Raw genomic sequence first — 17,058 nt, forward strand, 5'->3', positions numbered from 1 at the left:
GGGTGGCCATATTTTTTTGCAAAGGAACGCGCATGTCTGCCAACCCCCAGCCGCTGATGCCGCACGCGACCGCATCCTGGATGGTCGACAATACCGGCCTCAGCTTCGAACAGATTGCCGATTTCTGCGGCCTGCACATTCTGGAAGTCCAGGCGATGGCCGACGACCTGGCCAGCAGCAAATATACCGGCCGCGATCCGGTGCGCGCGGGCGAACTAACCATGGCGGAAATCGAGAAGGGCCAGGCCGATTCCGACTATCGCCTGAAGATCATCGCCGGCCCCGCCCAGGTGCGCCGCACCAAGGGCCCGCGCTACACGCCGGTTTCCAAGCGCCAGGACAAGCCCGACGGCATCGCCTGGATCCTGCGCAACCATCCGGAAATCTCCGATGCGCAGATAGGCAAGCTGATCGGCACCACGCGCAACACGATCGCTGCGATCCGTGACCGCAGCCACTGGAACATCTCGAACATCCAGCCCAAGGACCCGGTGACCCTGGGCCTGTGCTCGCAGCGCGAGCTGGACGCGATCGTCGGCAAGGCCGCCAAGAAGGCCGGCATCGCCGAACAGGCGCCGACCGACACCCGTCTGGGCGGCGACCGCGAGGCGCTGATCGAGGAACTGCGCGCCGAGCGCGAAGCCGCCAACCGCGCCGCCGAGGATGCTGCGCGCGAGGCCGCGATCGAATCGGCGCTGCTGGGCGATGACGCAGCCGCCAGCGAAGACCAGAACGGCTGATGGACGACGTGGCGGCCCCGGAAGAGCTGGCAACGCGCTCCGGGCCGCCCGCTTATGACGCGTCGCTCGCCGACCATGGGCTTGAGCCCAAGGAGTTTCGCGGGCTGACCTATCCGCTGGGCGATCATGCGCCCGGCTATGGCGAATATTTTGCCATCGCGCCGGGCCTTGGCTGGACCCGTCTGCCCGTTCCGGGCTCGCTCGACCATATCAACATTTGGCTGCTCGACGACCGCGACGACCAGGGCGAAGGCGTCGCCATTGTCGATACCGGGCTGTACATGCCGGCCTCGACCGATGCGTGGAAGACGCTGTTTGCGCAAGGGCTGCAGGGCCGCCGCATCACGCGCGTCATCGTCACCCATTTCCATCCCGATCATGTCGGCGCGGCGGGATGGCTTTGCCGCCGCTTCAACGTGCCGCTCTGGATGAACCGCACCGAATGGCTGATGGCGCGGATGCTGACCGCCGATGTGCGCGAGCAGCCGCCGGAAGAGGCCATCGACCAGATGCGCCGCGCCGGATGGGACGACAAGCGGCTCGACGAGATGCGCGCCAGGGGCTGGGGCAATTTCGCGCGGATGGTCTCGCAGCTGCCGATCGGCCATGTGCGCATGGACGATCGCGCCGAGATAGAGATCGGCGACCGGCGCTGGACGGTGATGACCGGTGGCGGCCATACGCCCGAACATGCGTGTCTGGTCGACAAGGCCGGCCAGATCGTCATCGCGGGCGACCAGATTCTGCCGCGCATCACCAGCAACGTCTCGATCATGGCGAGCGAGCCCACTGCGGACCCGTTGCACGAATGGCTCGACAGCATCGCCAAATTCCGCACCGCGCTCACCGGCGACGAGCTGATCCTGCCCGCGCACGGCTTTCCCTTTACCGGCGTGCACGCGCGCCTTGATGCGCTGGCCGAAGGACATCACGACCGGCTCGATGCGCTGGAAGCGGCGCTGAAGGAGCGCGAGATGCGCGCCGTCGATACCTTCGGCATCCTGTTCGCGCGCAAGGTCGATGAAAGCGTCTACGGCATCGCCACCGGCGAGGCATTGGCGCATCTGCGCTATCTCGAATATGCCGGGCGCGCCCGCTGCACCGTGCGCGATGGAGTCGCCTGGTATTCAGCCTGACCGGTAGCGGGCTTCGGCCTCCGCCATGTAATCACGGATGATCGGCAGCGCGTGGCGGCTGCGCGCGAACTGCACCTGATAGTTGCACATCCCGCCATGTTCGAACGCAGCGGTCGCACCGGCGAGATAGAAGGTCCACATCCGGAAGAAGCGCGCATCGTACAGCGCCTCGATCTCCGCCTGTTTCTCTACCGTCCGCTGATACCACAGGCGCAGCGTATGCGCGTAATGCAGCCGCAGCGTCTCGACATCGGTGGCGATCAGTCGCGCCGGTTCGCTGGCGCGCACGATCTCGCTCAGCGCCGGAATATAGCCGCCGGGGAAGATATATTTGCTGGTAAACGCATCGGTCGCGCCGGGGCCGCCCAGCCGCCCGATGGTGTGGAGCAGCATCACCCCGTCCTGCGCCAGCAGCTTGCGGCACTGCTGGAAGAATGTCTCGTATTGCGGCACGCCGACATGTTCGAACATGCCGACCGAGACGATCCGGTCGAACGTGCCGGTGAGCGCGCGATAATCGATCAGCTCGAACGTGACCCGGTCGGCAACGCCTGCCTCCTCGGCCCTGCGGCGCGCGACCTTGAGCTGCTCGTGCGAGAGCGTGATGCCGAGCACATCGACATCGGCGATACGGTTCAGATACAGCGCCATGCCGCCCCAGCCGCAGCCGATATCGAGCACCTTGAGGCCGGGTCGCAGCGCGAGCTTGGCGGCGATATGCGCCTTCTTGTCGTCCTGCGCCTGTTCCAGCGGGTTCGCAGGATCGGTGAAATAGGCGCAGCTATATTGCTTGTCGGCATCGAGAAACAGGTCGTAGAGCCGGTCGTCGAGATCGTAATGATGCGCCACGTTGCGCTGCGAACGCCCTGCCGGATTGATCTGGTCGATGCGGCCGCCGAGCGCCTTGGCTATCCTGCGCAGCGGCCCTTTCGGCTTGAGGTCGCCGCCCTTGTCCCATGGCGCATTGGCGCGGACGAGCGCGATCAGCTGCATGATATCGCCGCGCTCGATGATCAGCCGGCCGTCCATATAGGCCTCGCCAGCGCCCAGGCGCGGTCGCATGGCGATGAAGCGCGCGACATCGGCATCGGCCAGGCGCACCGCGACATCGGGAAAGCCGGGGGTCGGCGCGCCAAAGCTGCGGGTGCGGCCCAGATGATCGGTCAGTTCCAGCACACCCTGCCGGACGATCCGGCCCAGAAAGCGGTCCATCAATGCCATGACAAGCCACTAGATGGGGATGGAACGGTCAAATGCCAGCATACCATTCATAGCCCGCTGCATCTTCCCAATAGCCCCCGCCCCCGCCATAGGCGAGGCGATAGTCGGCCACCGCCTCAATGCGGCGGACATATTTGGCGTGCTTGTAGCCCAGATGCCGCTCGACCCTGAGGCGCAGCGGCGCACCATTGCCGATCGGCAGCAGCTCGTCGTTGAGCGCCCAGGCCATCATCGTCTGCGGATGGCGCGCATCGACCATGTCGATGCTCTCGTAATAGGGCCCGGCGCGCAGGGTGTCGGCGCAGTGGAAGACCAGATAGCGCGCGCTGTCCTTGACCTGCACCTTGTCGAGCAGATGGGCGAGGTTGACCCCGGTCCATTTGCCGATCGCGCTCCAGCCCTCGACGCAATCGTGCCGGGTGATCTGCGTCTGCCGGGGCATGGACCGGATCTGGCCGAGCGCAAAGCGCGTCGGCCTTTCGACCAGCCCGTCAATGGTCAGCGTCCAGTCGGAAAACGCGGTGGCAGCCTGCTTGAGGTAATCCGCGTCGGTCGGCGCCCGCGTGCCATTGGCGGGGACCGAGCGGCCGATATCGCGGGGTGCATATTCGCGCGCCAGCCGGTGCTGCCCCTGCAATGCGCGCTGCACGGCCATGTTGCCCGTTTCCGCCAGCCGCAGCGTATCGCGCCAGCCCTGATTGGCGTTAAGCGCATCGCAGCCGCTGAGCAGCCCGCCCGAGGCGACCGCGAGCGAGCCGACCAGCGCGCGGCGGGTGAGGACAAGGGGGCTCTTCACCTCATTCATGACCGGTGTCCGATCGTCATGCCGCGCAACAGGGCAAGCGGCTTGTGCACGATCACCAAGGCAACGTGCAGGGCCATGAACCCGATCAGCGAAAAGGCGATGATGAAATGCAGCGAACGCGCGGTCTGCCGCCCACCGAACATCATGCTGGGCCAATGCAGCGCGGCATCGGTGCCCGGCGACATCGCAAGGCCGGTGACGATCATCAGTGGAAGCAGGATGAAGATGACCGCGATATAGCTCAGCTTCTGCAGCGGATTATACGCCTCTCCCGGCGCGGTGTGGAAATGGAACCGGGCGTGATCGACAATCGTCCGCCACAACGCGCGCGGATGCCATTCCGCCGCACGCATCGCGATCATCCCCCGGATATGGCCGTTGAACAGGCTGAAGATCATGAAGAACAGCAGCCCGAAAGCGAAGATCCAGGCGAAGAAGAAATGCCAGTGGCGCGCATCGGCGAGATTGTAATCGCTGGGGATTGTTACCCAGCCGGGAAAGGCGCGGCTGCGCATCTGGCCTTCGCCATCCTCGTAGCGGCCGAGCACCCCTGTGGTATCAACCCGGTTGCCGCCGATTTCCAGAAAGCCGCGCGGGCCCTGCTGGCCGATCACCAGCCAGGCCGGCTCGTCGCGATTGCCAAACTCGCCCCAATAGAGCCGGGGATGCGCGTTGAAGATCATCAGCCCGGACATGAACAATGTGATCAGCGATACCAGATTGACCCAGTGCCAGATGCGCGTCGTCACGGCGTGGCTGTGATCGGGCTCGGCCACGGGCGGCGCGACCTCCGGCTGCGCCAGAGGCACGGCAACAGGGTCGGCAGAGTCGAGGGCGGCTATCATATCGGTCATTCGCAATCCATGGCCATAAGGTTACAGTCCTTGTGCGAATCCGTCCCTGTTCTTACGCGACGAAAGGCCGAATGTCATGCCCGCCCCAGCTCAGGTCATCTCGATGACCCCCGATCCGCTCGAACCTTATGCCATATCGCCGGGCTGGAAGGCGGGCGGGCTGCTGTTCCTCTCCGGCCAGGCGGCGATCGACGAGACCGGCGCGATCGTGGGGATCGATGATTTCGAGGCGCAGCTGGCAGCAACCTTCGCGAATATCGACCGCGTCCTGGCGGCAGGCGGCAGCGACCGCAGCCGTATCATCAAGGTGACGATCTATCTCACGGACATGGGCCATTTCCCCGCGATCGTGGAAGCGCGCAGACGCTATTTCACCCCGCCCTGGCCCGCCGACACGATTGTCGAGGTCCGCGCGCTGGCGCTGCCCGAACTGATGGTGGAGATCGATGTGATCGCGCTGGCGGGGGAAGGCTGAACCGGCTTCAGGCGAAGCTGTCGGCCAGGCGCAGCAGATCGACCTTGCGCCGGATGCCGGTGCGCTCGAAAATCTGCGCCAGGAACACGCGCGCGGTATTGCGGCTGATCGACATCAGCGCAGCAGCCTCGTCGAGCGCATAGACCCGCCGCAGCACATCAAGCAGCTGGGCCTGCCGCCGGGTCAGTCCGAAGGCGCCGACAAAGACCTTCTCGGCCTCTGTGCGGTGCTTGAGATAGGTCACGCTGACCCGGGCGCTTCGGAGATTGGCGGTCTGCGGCAGCGGCGATACGCGGGCCATGGTATCGGCCAGCGGGGTCTTCAAAGTCAGCTCCAGCCCGGTCTGCGGAAAGGCGTTCTGCAGCATGCCATAAAGCGCCGTGTGGAAATCGGGCAGCAGGTCCCCCAGCATGCCCTCGTCATCAAGATGCGCCAGTCCGGTCAAAGCCAGGCGAAAGCGGATCACCCGATCCGACACGAAATCTTCCGACGCGATGCGCATCTCTTCATCCACATCAAAGGCAAAGCAATCGATGTTGCGCAGCGGATAAATCGGCCCCTGGCTTACCTCGTTCGTTCCAGGCTGCTGCTGCAGCAGCACGTTGATGGCGTTGAACTTGTCATAGAAGCGCTGATAGAACTGGACCAGATCGGTATGGTCACTGCCGCCCTTGGCACGGTGGACCGCCAGCCCGACCCGGGTATCGCCGACACAGGGCATGACCAGCATAGATGCTTCGGTCGGCGCGCTGGACTGTTCCAGCCACTGCCAGAATTCCTGATGCTCGTCCGCCGTATCGGGTCGGCGCAGCTCATCGTCAAAGATCACGCCATGGCTGGCATAACGCTGGGCATAGATGATGCGCGGATCGATGCGGTGGTAATGGTCTGCATAGGCATCGATCATCGCCTGATCGAACCCGAACGCCCCCAGCGACCGCACCATCCGGTTGTCGCCGAACATCAGATCCATCGAAATCCCGTCCGCGCCGATCATCGGCGCCATCGATGCCAGGGCTTCGGACCAGCTGCAGCGGCCCATCGCCGCATCGGCGATGAATTCGTCAAGCCTGTCGAACCGATTGGAAAGAACGATCATCGGGCGTCTATTGTCCCGGATTCGAACTGCGCGTGATGACATAATCGTCGCGGCCGTCGATCGAGACGGTCAGCCGAATGCTCCAGTCGGCCGACCCGCCGAACCGCACATGGCTGAGCACCCGGCCCGCCTCTTCGATCGTGCCGAAGCTGCTGGTGTTGACCGAATTGTTCGACGTGCCCGACCGCGATTCGATGCGGAAGCGTCCGCCGCACTGGCAGGGCGCGGCAGCCATCACCTTGGCATCGATCAGCGCGCCGTCCTTTTCGACGACCAGTGTCACGGGCTGATCCTGGGGAAGCACGGCGGCCATCACCTCATGCCCCGCTGCTGCAGGGGCTGCGGCCAGGGTGGCGGAGGCGGCAAGCAGGGTTGCAATCCATGACGCATTATCGGGGCTGCGGTGCATTGGTGATCGCTCCCAAAATCGCATCGATCGCATTGGTGGCATCGGCCGGGATGTCGGTGGCCTCTTCTTCGGCGGGAGGGTTCTGGGCCGTCTGTGCGGCGGTGACGACCGCCGCAATGGCCAGATCGTCATTGCTGAGATCGGCGGTGCGGCCGGCCCCCAGCCGTCGCGCCGTCGCATCGGTGGCATCGCCGCCGGCAATGCCGGAATATTGCTGTGCCAGCAGCCGCTGTTCGGCGGACAGCTGGGGCTTCTGACGTCCGGCAAACTCGCCGGCGCGCGTCTCGATCGGGCGGGCGCAGATATCGGGGCCGGAGCCTGGCAGCGCATCGTCGCACACATCCTGGCCTTCCAGCTTCTGCGCGCCGAGCTGGCCTGCATCCTGGCCTGCCGCGCTGAGCTGGCGGGGCGGGGCGGGGTTGCCCGATGGTGAGGAAAGCTGGAAACCCGAAGTCAGGCCTGCACTGTCGCTGCTGCCCGTGTCGATCGGCTGCACCGCCAGCGATCGGTCGGGCGACGAGGCCTGATCGGTCGCGACGGCAGCGCTGCGATCAGCGGTCTCGCGCGCATCCGCCTCGCTCTTGGCGTCGGCGCTGTCCTGGGCGGAGGCAATGGGGAGAAGCTGGGTCGATGCGATCGCGACCAGCACGATCAGGCTGAGCACGGCAAAGCGCGCGATTTCGCGACCGGTGGGCAGGTGCAGCCGCAGGAAACCCGGCCTCGCCATGTCAGGTGCCCCCGTTGGATTGCGTGATCGACATCGCCTGGTTGCCGCTTTGCACGATCTGCAGATCAGACAGCCCGCTGCCGTTCTGCACCCAGCGCAGCTGATTGGCCGATCCATTCTGCGTTGCGGTCATGGCGTTATTGTCACCCAACTGGACCAGCTCGGCCCGGTTGTCCGACCCGTTCTGTCCCAGTTGCATCTGGTTGCCTGATCCCTGTTGCGCAAGCATGGCGGTGTTGACACTACCGGCGCTAGCGGATTGATCAAGCAAGATTATATTGCTCTCGCCCTGCTGCGCGACGACCGCAATATTGCCGCCGCCATCCTGCGCGCTCTGGTTCGACACGAACGTGTTGAGCAATCCGGCCTGGTCGATCTCAAGATAGGCGCTGCCGGCCCCGTTCTGGGTTGCCTTGGCAGAGTTGTTGTCGCCGTCCTGCCCGATCCGGGCGAACTGGCGGGTGGAATTCTGTGTGATGCTGGCCGTGTTCGCATCGCCGATCTGCGCGATATAGGCGCTGGTGCGAAGCGGTGTCGGCCGGGCAAGTTCGATCGGCTGCGCGAGCGCGGCCGTGGTGCAGGCACCCCCTGTGGACCCGGCGCAGGGATCGGCCGGGCTGCTTTGCGCCTGCACCGTCTGTGCCCCCAGAACCATCATCGCGGCGATGGCCAGCCTGGCAGAATGTGTGCGCATCGAAGCTCTCCTGTAGTGCCCTTGGGGCAGCCCCGCAGTCGCGGCGCTGCCCCTCAGGTCATCGGGTGTCAGTTGGGTGCACCCTGGGTCACGATAGCGACCATACCCGTGCCCGACTGGGTCACGAACGAGTCGTTCAGGCTGGAGTTCTGGGTCACTTCAGCGACATGACCCGTACCCGTCTGCGTGATGAACGAGTCGTTGTCGTTGCCGAGCTGCTTCACTTCGGCCGTCTGGCTGGTGCCATCCTGGTCGATGCTCGAGTCGTTACCCAGACCGCTCTGGACCACATCGGCGTTCAGCGCCACCGATCCGCCGTTGCCGGACTGGTCGATGAAGCTGGTGTTGCTGCCGCCAGTGCCATCCTGCCGAACATTGGCCGAAAGGCTGGTGCCCTGCTGGTTGGTGAAGGCACGGTTGAAGTCCGAAATCTGCTCGATCCGGGCTTCGTTGCCGCTGCCGCCATTGCCACCCTGGCGAATTTCGGCACCGAAGACGGCCGGGTTGGTGCCGCCATTGTTCTGCGTACCGACCTGTGAAATGAACGCCGTCTGGTTGTCGCCGCGCTGGAAGGTGCGCGCGGTATTGTTGTTACCGGCCGGTCCCTGAGTGATCGTGGCGACCTGATTGTCACCCCGCAGGAAACCGAAGACATTGTCCTGGCCCTGATCGACATTGGCGAGACCGCCAGCACCGTCCTGCGTGACATTGGCCAACTGGTTGTTGCCACGCTGCTGGATGTTGGTTTCGTTGTTGTCGCCGCCCTGGTTGACCAGGACATTGTGGTCGCGACCGATATCACCGCCCTGATTGACGAATGCACGGTTGTCATCACCCGTCTGGTTGACGACGGCGTCCTCGTTGAAGCCGCGCTGCGTGATCTCCGTGCGGTTTGCACGACCGTCCTGCAGAACCCTGGCAGTATGGTCAGAGCTGAGATTGGCTCCCTGGTCGATCAACGCACGGTTATTGTTCGCGCCCTTCTGGGTGATATTGGCTTCGTGCAGGCCACCGGCCTGGCGCACCGTTGCGGTATTGCCATCGCTGAGCTGGAGAACACCCGCAGCAGCCGTGCTGCCGACGCCGTTACCGGCTCCACCCTGCACAACATCCGAGATGTTGCTGTTGCCCGACTGGGCAACATTGGCGATATTCGCGCCCACGCCCTGCTGGGTCAGGGTCGAGGTATTGAGATCACCGCTCTGATTGACCAGCGCCTGGTTGAGACCGCTGGTCTGCGTGACGGTCGACTTGTTCTTGTCACCGCTCTGCAGCACGGCAGCGGTGTTCAGGTCGCCAGTCTGGACGACGTCGGATTCGTTGTCGTCGCCGCTCTGAGTGACATTGGCAACATCGAGATCGCCGCTCTGCGACACATCCGAATCGTTGCTGAAGTTCGACTGCTCGACGCGGGCGGTCGAAAAATCATTGGTCTGCGACACCTTCGAGATGTTCTCGCTGCCCGACTGGATGACCGTAGCGGTGTTGTTGTCGTCGCTGCTGCCGGTACCGTTGTCCTGCACGATCGACGAGTCGTTCTTGTTGCCCGACTGGGTCAGCGTCGCGTTGTTGGTGTTGCCGCCCTGAGTGACGACCGAGACACCATTGGTGCCGCTTTGGCCCACGGTCGCGCCGCCATTGGTGCCGGTCTGAGTGACGGTCGACTGATTGTTGACCGTCTGCGCCATCGCCGGAGCGAGGGCGAAGATCGCCAGCGAAGATGCGCCGGCAAGAAGAAGCTTTTTCATTTCGAATTCCTAAAATTTGAGCAGGGAATACCGGCTGGCGTCAGGCATGCCTGCGCCAGCCGGCCGTCCTTCAGATCAGTTTACCGGCGGCGCGGCAGGCACGTTCTGCATCACGGTCGCCGTGTTGTTGCTGCCCGACTGGGTGATCGTCGACAGATTGTCGTTGCCACCCTGCATGACGGTCGCAACGTTGGCGTTGCCGCTCTGCAGGATATCGGACTCGTTGCTGATGCCATCCTGCGTCACGTTGGCGAAGTTGTCGGCACCCGTCTGGATGATCGACGAGTCGGCCAGGCTGGAACCAGAGGTCTGGGTCACCTTGGCTTCGTTGCCGCTACCGCCAGTCTGTTCGACCAACGATGCACCGTCCTGACCGAGCTGACGAACTTCGACAGCATAGAGCAGGCCGTTGCCGACTGCGGTGTTGGCTGCCGACTGCAGCACGGTCGAGCTGTTCTTCTGACCGATCTGTTCGACATACGCGCTGGAGTCAGCAGACTGCGTGATCGACGATGTGTTATCTTCATCAAACGAACCGATGCCCACAGGCGTGGTCGTCTGGATAACGACCGCTTCTGCACCAGTTGCACCGGCATTCTGCGTGACCGTCGAGACGTTCTGGCTTCCGGTCTGGGTGACGCTCGCCGTCGCGGCGCTGTCCTGCGAGATCAGCGACGTGTTGGTCGGGAAGTCCGCACCATTGGACGTCGTGTTGCCCAGCTGGCTGACCGTGGCCGAAGCATTGGCAGCGGTCTGGGTGATCTCGGAACGATTGTCACCATAGTTGCCGCCCTGGGTCACAACCGCCGTCGCATCACCGCTCTGGTTGATCTGCGAGTTGTTGAAGATACCCGACTGGGTCAGCGTGGCCGAAGCACCCGCGCCCGACTGCACCAGTCCCGAACGGTTGAGGTCACCGGTCTGCGTCACTTCTGCAGTGGTGCCAGCTCCGCTCTGGAGGATGTTGGAGAAGTTGCTCCGGACGGTGTCACCGGCGGGATCGTCAAAGCCCGATGCATTGCGGATGCGGGTACCATTGCCCGATTCCACAGCGGTCTGGACGACCTTTGCGTTTGCGCCAGCACCCGACTGGTTGATGGTGCTGTCGTTCTGGGCATTGTTCTGCTTGACATCGGCAATGGCGACAGAGCTCTGCGTGATCGTCGAGGCGTTGGCATTGCCAGTCTGGACGACAAATGCATCAGCGTCGGCCGACTGGGTCACGGTGGAAGCATTGCCGTTGCCCGTTTGGGTCACGTCTGCCTTTGCGCCGTCTGCGGTTGCGGTCTGGGTTACACTCGATGTGTTGTTCAGGCCATTCTGCGAAACCAGCGCATCCGCGTCGTCTGCAGCCTGCTCGACGATCGAGACGTTGCCATCGCCAGTCTGACCGACAATGGCATCAGAACCGACACCGCTTTGATTGACGGACGAGCTGTTCGACGGGAAGCCGTTGGTCGGAACGTTCGCCAGCTGGGTCACGGTTGCGGTGGAAGCCGCCGACTGGGTGACGGTAGACAGATTGTCGCCCTGACCGACACCGGGGCCGCCCAACGAAGGGTTACCGGTCTGTGTCACCGTTGCTACAGCACCTGCCGCGCCTGCAGTCTGATTGACCGTGGAGCGGTTGAATACGCCCAGCTGGGTCACAGTCGCGTTTGCAGCCGAATTCTGAGTGACGTTCGAGAGGTTCAGTTCGCCGGTCTGCTTGACCAGAGCGGTCGCGTTGTTGGCGGTCTGGGTGATGAACGAATCGTTGTTCGGCGGTGCGATTCCATAGCTATCGACGCCGTTCTGGATCACCGTCGCCGTAGCATCGGCCGACTGGGTGATCGTCGAACGGTTTTCGTCGCCCGACTGCGTCACGTTGGCGGTGGCGCCAGCAGAGTCCACCGTCTGGGTCACCGTCGATTTGTTGTCATTGCCGGTCTGCGCGATTGAGGCTTCGGCTGCCGCGTCCTGAAGTACGGTGGAATCGTTGCGATCACCGACCTGCGACACGCTTGCAGTGGCACCCGGAGCGAGCGAATCCTGGTCGACGAGCGAAGTGTTGTCGTCACCGGACTGGCCGACCGTGGCGTTGTTCTCGTTGCGGTTCTGAAGCACGTTGGACTTGTTGCCGGCACCGTTCTGCGTCACTTCAGCCGTGTTGAGAGCACCGGACTGAACGATGTCCGACTCGCTGTCGCCGGTCTGATTGGCCTTGGCGACGTTGCCCGCACCACCCGACTGAGTAACTTCCGAATCCGAGCTGTTCCCTGCCTGGTCGACTTCGACCGTGTTGCGGCTAGTCGTCGTTCCAGCGCCGCTCTGCGTGACGACCGACGTGGCATTGCTGCCAAGCTGGCTGACATCGGCGCTATTCTGCGCGCCGCTCTGCGTGATCGTCGAGCTGTTGTTGACGACGGTCTGTGCCACTGCCGGCATGCCGATCATCAGCGCAAGCGCCGAGACCGAGGTGTAAATGGAGGTCTTCATGGTTGATAATCCTCTGTTCAAGGGTCATAACCATGCTGCTCCGGAAGCAGCATTGCCGCCGGGGTCAGCATGATTGTTTCACACGCACTCATTGTTGTCATGCTCGCGCATCGGAGTTGCAGCTCCGGTGCGCGAGTTTTGTCAGGTCTTTATGTCAGTTCCGAATGCCGCCTGACCGGCTCCGGCTCTTGTTCGCGATCCTGGAGCATTTCTGCCCCCCATTCGGGGGGCATCGCCGCTCCTGAGTTGCGCCTGCATCCACGCCGCTAGCTGTGACGCAGGGCATAGCTTGTCAGTTGATTTCCGAGCTTACCTCGCTTTTCTTCCCGTTCGTTTTTCTGTCCTTCACCTTCATCGGGGCCAGCTTGCGTGCCTTTTCCTCGGCGCGCTGAACCTGTCCCGGTGTGAATTTTCCATCGCGTTCCTGCTGATATTGCAGCAGCCTGGCCATGCCGGAGTCGCGATCCGCGAAATCCCAGAGGCGCAGCTCGACGCCTTCCATCACCAGCGCATAGACCGCCTTTTCGATCGCCTGCTGCAACGCAAGCTGATCGGGCTCGTTGGTGGTGAAACCGGCTTCGGCTTCGAGCAGCTCGCGGAATGCGACAAACTTGAAGGCGCTGGCGCCGAACGCCTGCGACGCGATCGTTTTGGATGCGGTGACCGTCGTCAGCACTTCGCCAGTGCGCACCGATACCGCGCGCAGATAGACCGTCACCGTGTCCTGGCGATATTCGGTGCGTCCGCCGATGCCCAGGAAAGCAGCGCCTGCGCCGCCGGTCAGCGTGTTGCTGTCATAGCCGATGATGCCGCCTTCCAGCAGGACGCCGGCGAACAGCAGCGCGGGCAGCGCATCGGGATTGACCGCGCGCTCGCCCAGATACCGTTCGCGCATTTCGCGGATGATCTGGCGCTCGTTGAGCAGGTTCTTCAGATTCTCGCGCTCGACAATCGTGAACCAGGAACGGTCGCCGACATCCTGCAGCGCCTTGACCAGCACCGAGGCTCCGCCCTGACTGACCGCACGCGAGAGGGTCTGGCCGGTGGCACTGGGCTTGAACTGGCCGGTCTGGTCCGTGAAGCTGTACACTGCCACGGCAACCTGGCGCGATGGCTTGGGGATACCGCGCAGCAGCAACTGGGTCTGGGTAGCGTTGGGCAGATAGGCGTAGCTGGTGGTTTCAGGCAGAAAAGCCTTGCCGCTGCCGCCAACGGTGGTGCAACCGCTTGCCATCAGGGCGAACGAAAGGGCTGCCAGGCCGGGAATGATGGGGAAACGCATGGCTCAGTCGACATCCACAAAGGTCGGAACGACGATCACGGTCTCTTCACCGGTATCGTCATTGATGATCGTGATCGTCACTTCGGTGAGCGAGCGGATGAATCTGACAGTCTGACCGCCAAAACTGATCGTGCCGCTTTCCTGCGGATTGTCACCGAAAATCGCGGTAACAATCTGTGACGACAGGGCGGATAGAAGGCGTGACTGCAGCTGCCGGGCGAAGATGTCGGCCTGCGAGCTGCTGCTGCTGGTAGCAGGATTGGTGAAATCATTCTGAGCGTTGGCGACGCCAAGCAAATGATTGGAATTGAATGGGTTTCCACCGAAACTGGGATTGACAGGCTGGTAGACGATGTCCTGTGCAACGGCTGATTGACCGAGCGGTGCCATGATGGCGACCGCTCCCAGCCAGACCGCCGTTAAGGCCCTGACCGTGCGTCTGTACGAGTGCACAACCTATCTCCTGCAGCTTGCCCCCGGAGGCCTTTTGACCTCTCAACTGGCATAAAATTCATGCGACTCGAATTTTGTTAATCGGACCTTAGGGGTGATTAACAGTGTGTAAAATAATGCAAAATGACTATGTAATACATCCATTTTGGGGGTATCTGGGCCTGGCAGGGCATATCTGCAAAGGTTTGCACGAACCCGAAATCGCGCATTTCCGGCAATCTGGGTGGTTAACGCAGAGTCGAAAAGGGCGGGCCCGAGCGCACCCAGACTCGGGAATATGTCGTTCAAAACCGACGGGATTTTACAATCTGTCCGGTTTCGAGACAAAGGGAAAGCTGAACCTTACATTTGTGCTGCCTGGTTCCAGCGGAAGCGGCGGTGAATCAACGGCTTGCAGCGATGGAATTCGATGGGTCAGACCGTGGACGGTGACGGTGACGTCCTTATCGGCCCGATCAGTCGCATATCGATCGATACGCGAGGGGCATGATTTGGATGAGTTGCACATCTGATAGCGCCCATGTCCGCTATCCCCCCAGTCCGCAGGATCGAACGCGCACCCTTCAGACAGCGCGTCCGCTAAACGCGTGCCATCGTCTCCGGAAGCGAAGCTTTGGAGGAGATGGTTGGTTGAGAACAGCTGGGTGTGTCGGATCGCTGAATTGGCCGCGAACAGATGTGCTGGCTGTGCCTTGTCGTGCACATGGTACGTGCAGTTGTTAGTGAAGATCTGCGTTGGTTGCGGGAGCAGGATTTGAACCTGCGACCTTCAGGTTATGAGCCTGACGAGCTACCGGGCTGCTCCATCCCGCGCCACCAACTTTGCGTCCTTGTGAGGACGTGTGCCCTAGAGGGCAAAAAACCGCCCTGGCGTGTTGGCCTGGGCGGTTTTTGATCATCATGAATGGGTTTTTCCATGCGCACCGGCTTCAATGCCTGGCGACGCCCTACTCTTCCAACGCTTAAGCGGTAGTACCATCGGCGCAGTCAGGTTTCACGGCCGAGTTCGAGATGGGATCGGGTGGGGCACTGACGCTATGGCCACCAAGCAATGAAGCAGGTGCACATGGTTTTTAATCGATGCTGTTACATTCAAGTCCTGCCATTCCTGGCAAGTTATAGGCGTAGTTCTGGCGAATATCCGGCTCAATCATCCGTCACCAATGTTGTCATTGATGGTGGAACTCTCAAGCGCGAACAGAGTAATTAGGACCGGTTAGCTCCATGCATTACTGCACTTCCACACCCGGCCTATCAACGTGGTGGTCTTCCACGACTCGATGATAACTTATCTTGAGGGAGGCTTCCCGCTTAGATGCTTTCAGCGGTTATCCCGTCCATACATAGCTACCCTGCTGCACTGCTGGCGCAATGACAGGTACACCAGAGGTATGTTCAACCCGGTCCTCTCGTACTAGGGTCAACTCCTCTCAATTATCGACGCCCACGGCAGATAGGGACCAAACTGTCTCGCGACGTTCTGAACCCAGCTCACGTACCACTTTAATTGGCGAACAGCCAAACCCTTGGGACCTGCTCCAGCCCCAGGATGTGATGAGCCGACATCGAGGTGCCAAACGATTCCGTCGATATGAGCTCTTGGGAATCATCAGCCTGTTATCCCCGGCGTACCTTTTATCCGTTGAGCGATGGCCCTTCCACGAGGGACCACCGGATCACTATGACCGACTTTCGTCTCTGCTCGACTCGTCAGTCTCGCAGTCAGGCGAGCTTATGCCATTGCACTCTAACAGACGGTTTCCAACCGTCCTGAGCTCACCATCGCGCGCCTCCGTTACTCTTTAGGAGGCGACCGCCCCAGTCAAACTACCCGCCACAGAGGGTCCCAGCACCGGATAACGGTGCGTGGTTAGACATCAGAAAACAACAGGGTGGTATTTCACCTATGGCTCCACGACAGCTGGCGCCGTCGCTTCAAAGCCTCCCACCTATGCTACACAGTTCTTTCCTAATGCCACTCTGAAGCTGCAGTAAAGGTGCACGGGGTCTTTCCGTCTAACCGCGGGTACTCCGCATCTTCACGGAGAATTCAATTTCGCTGAGCATGTACTGGAGACAGTGGGGAAGTCGTTACGCCATTCGTGCAGGTCGGAACTTACCCGACAAGGAATTTCGCTACCTTAGGACCGTTATAGTTACGGCCGCCGTTTACTGGGGCTTCAATTCAGAGCTTGCACTCCTCCTCTTAACCTTCCAGCACCGGGCAGGCGTCAGACCCTATACGTCGTCTTGAAGCCGACTTAGCAGAGTCCTGTGTTTTTGCTAAACAGTCGCTACCCCCTGGCTTGTGCCCCCCACACGTGGTTGCCCATATGTGGGGCCTCCTTCTCCCGAAGTTACGGAGGTAATTTGCCGAGTTCCTTCAGTACACTTCTCTCAAGCGCCTTGGTATACTCTACCATCCCACCTGTGTCGGTTTAGGGTACGGTCTATACGGTGGGGCTATTTCCTGGGACAACTTCGAAGCCAGACCAATCCAATAAGGCCTGACAACTTACGCCATCCGTCACACACCACCAGGCCCACGAATATTAACGTGGTTCCCATCGACTACCCCCTTCGGGCTCGTCTTAGGGGCCGGCTCACCCTGCTCAGATTAGCTTTAAGCAGGAACCCTTGGGATTTCGGCGAGAGGGCATCTCACCCTCTTTATCGCTACTCATGTCAGCATTCTCACTTCCGATACCTCCACGGTCGGTTACCCTCCCGCTTCACAGGCTTACGGAACGCTCCGCTACCGCGTGCTTGCGCACACCCTAAGCTTCGGTACGTATCTTGAGCCCCGTTACATTTTCGCCGCAGGATCTCTTATTTAGACCAGTGAGCTGTTACGCTTTCTTTAAAGGATGGCTGCTTCTAAGCCAACCTCCTGGTTGTTTTGGAAATCCCACATGCTTTCCCACTTAGATACGATTT

14 protein-coding genes, 1 tRNA gene and 2 rRNA genes (1 of these 17 running past the window's edge) are annotated in these 17,058 nt (G+C 61.6%); 3 read left to right on the forward strand and 14 right to left on the reverse strand.

Annotated elements, in window-relative coordinates; genetic code table 11:
* Positions 1 to 32: 32 nt before the first annotated feature.
* Together OU999_13260 and OU999_13265 are read left to right on the forward strand one after the other, a co-directional pair.
* On the forward strand, positions 33 to 740 hold the full coding sequence (locus OU999_13260; protein ID WAC22711.1) for a DUF1013 domain-containing protein: 708 nt from the start codon (positions 33 to 35) through the stop codon (positions 738 to 740).
* A complete protein-coding gene (locus OU999_13265) occupies positions 740 to 1,876 on the forward strand; it encodes an MBL fold metallo-hydrolase (protein ID WAC22712.1) in 1,137 nt (378 codons plus the stop codon). Before OU999_13260 ends, OU999_13265 begins: the two co-directional genes overlap by 1 nt.
* Here the strand turns inward: OU999_13265 and OU999_13270 are convergent.
* The 3 genes from OU999_13270 to OU999_13280 are packed head-to-tail and all read right to left on the reverse strand — an operon-like array spanning position 1,868 to position 4,756.
* Positions 1,868 to 3,097 (reverse strand): cyclopropane-fatty-acyl-phospholipid synthase, encoded by a 1,230-nt coding sequence (locus OU999_13270; GenBank protein ID WAC22713.1) that lies wholly within the window; start codon positions 3,095 to 3,097, stop codon positions 1,868 to 1,870. The two genes, OU999_13265 and OU999_13270, sit on opposite strands and share 9 nt — an antisense overlap.
* 28 nt (positions 3,098 to 3,125) lie before the next feature.
* Positions 3,126 to 3,902, reverse strand: coding sequence for a molybdopterin-dependent oxidoreductase (locus tag OU999_13275; protein WAC22714.1), 777 nt, complete (start codon positions 3,900 to 3,902; stop codon positions 3,126 to 3,128).
* Positions 3,899 to 4,756, reverse strand: coding sequence for a cytochrome b/b6 domain-containing protein (locus OU999_13280; GenBank protein WAC22715.1), 858 nt, complete (start codon positions 4,754 to 4,756; stop codon positions 3,899 to 3,901). Before OU999_13280 ends, OU999_13275 begins: the two co-directional genes overlap by 4 nt.
* A gap of 76 nt (positions 4,757 to 4,832) precedes the next feature.
* Between OU999_13280 and OU999_13285 the strand changes: the two genes are divergently transcribed.
* Entirely contained in the window at positions 4,833 to 5,231 is a 399-nt protein-coding gene (locus tag OU999_13285; GenBank protein ID WAC22716.1) for a RidA family protein, read from the forward strand.
* Between the two features lie 7 nt (positions 5,232 to 5,238).
* Here OU999_13285 and OU999_13290 read toward each other — a convergent pair whose 3' ends face one another.
* The 11 genes from OU999_13290 to OU999_13340 all read right to left on the reverse strand — a co-directional run.
* A complete protein-coding gene (locus OU999_13290; GenBank protein ID WAC22717.1) occupies positions 5,239 to 6,330 on the reverse strand; it encodes a helix-turn-helix transcriptional regulator in 1,092 nt (363 codons plus the stop codon).
* A gap of 7 nt (positions 6,331 to 6,337) precedes the next feature.
* The gene (locus tag OU999_13295) at positions 6,338 to 6,739 is read right to left on the reverse strand and encodes a hypothetical protein (GenBank protein ID WAC22718.1); all 402 of its coding nucleotides are present in this window, start codon (positions 6,737 to 6,739) and stop codon (positions 6,338 to 6,340) included.
* Entirely contained in the window at positions 6,720 to 7,466 is a 747-nt protein-coding gene (locus tag OU999_13300) for a hypothetical protein (GenBank protein WAC22719.1), read from the reverse strand. Before OU999_13300 ends, OU999_13295 begins: the two co-directional genes overlap by 20 nt.
* A gap of 1 nt (position 7,467) precedes the next feature.
* Positions 7,468 to 8,160, reverse strand: coding sequence for a hypothetical protein (locus tag OU999_13305; GenBank protein WAC22720.1), 693 nt, complete (start codon positions 8,158 to 8,160; stop codon positions 7,468 to 7,470).
* 68 nt (positions 8,161 to 8,228) lie between these two features.
* Positions 8,229 to 9,908, reverse strand: coding sequence for a hypothetical protein (locus OU999_13310; GenBank protein ID WAC22721.1), 1,680 nt, complete (start codon positions 9,906 to 9,908; stop codon positions 8,229 to 8,231).
* A 75-nt stretch (positions 9,909 to 9,983) separates the two neighbouring features.
* Positions 9,984 to 12,386 (reverse strand): hypothetical protein, encoded by a 2,403-nt coding sequence (locus OU999_13315; GenBank protein ID WAC22722.1) that lies wholly within the window; start codon positions 12,384 to 12,386, stop codon positions 9,984 to 9,986.
* A gap of 292 nt (positions 12,387 to 12,678) precedes the next feature.
* Positions 12,679 to 13,668 carry a curlin gene (locus tag OU999_13320; protein WAC22723.1) on the reverse strand — a complete coding sequence of 330 codons (990 nt, stop codon included), beginning with the start codon at positions 13,666 to 13,668 and terminating at the stop codon, positions 12,679 to 12,681.
* 3 nt (positions 13,669 to 13,671) lie between these two features.
* A complete protein-coding gene (locus tag OU999_13325) occupies positions 13,672 to 14,058 on the reverse strand; it encodes a hypothetical protein (protein WAC22724.1) in 387 nt (128 codons plus the stop codon).
* A 799-nt stretch (positions 14,059 to 14,857) separates the two neighbouring features.
* Positions 14,858 to 14,934, reverse strand: a tRNA-Met gene (locus OU999_13330).
* A gap of 121 nt (positions 14,935 to 15,055) precedes the next feature.
* Positions 15,056 to 15,170: ribosomal RNA gene (rrf, locus tag OU999_13335) — 5S ribosomal RNA — on the reverse strand.
* Between the two features lie 137 nt (positions 15,171 to 15,307).
* Positions 15,308 to 17,058: ribosomal RNA gene (locus OU999_13340) — 23S ribosomal RNA — on the reverse strand; it runs 1,039 nt beyond the window's last position.

Source organism: Blastomonas sp. SL216 (genome assembly GCA_026625625.1).
Classification (GTDB): domain Bacteria; phylum Pseudomonadota; class Alphaproteobacteria; order Sphingomonadales; family Sphingomonadaceae; genus Blastomonas.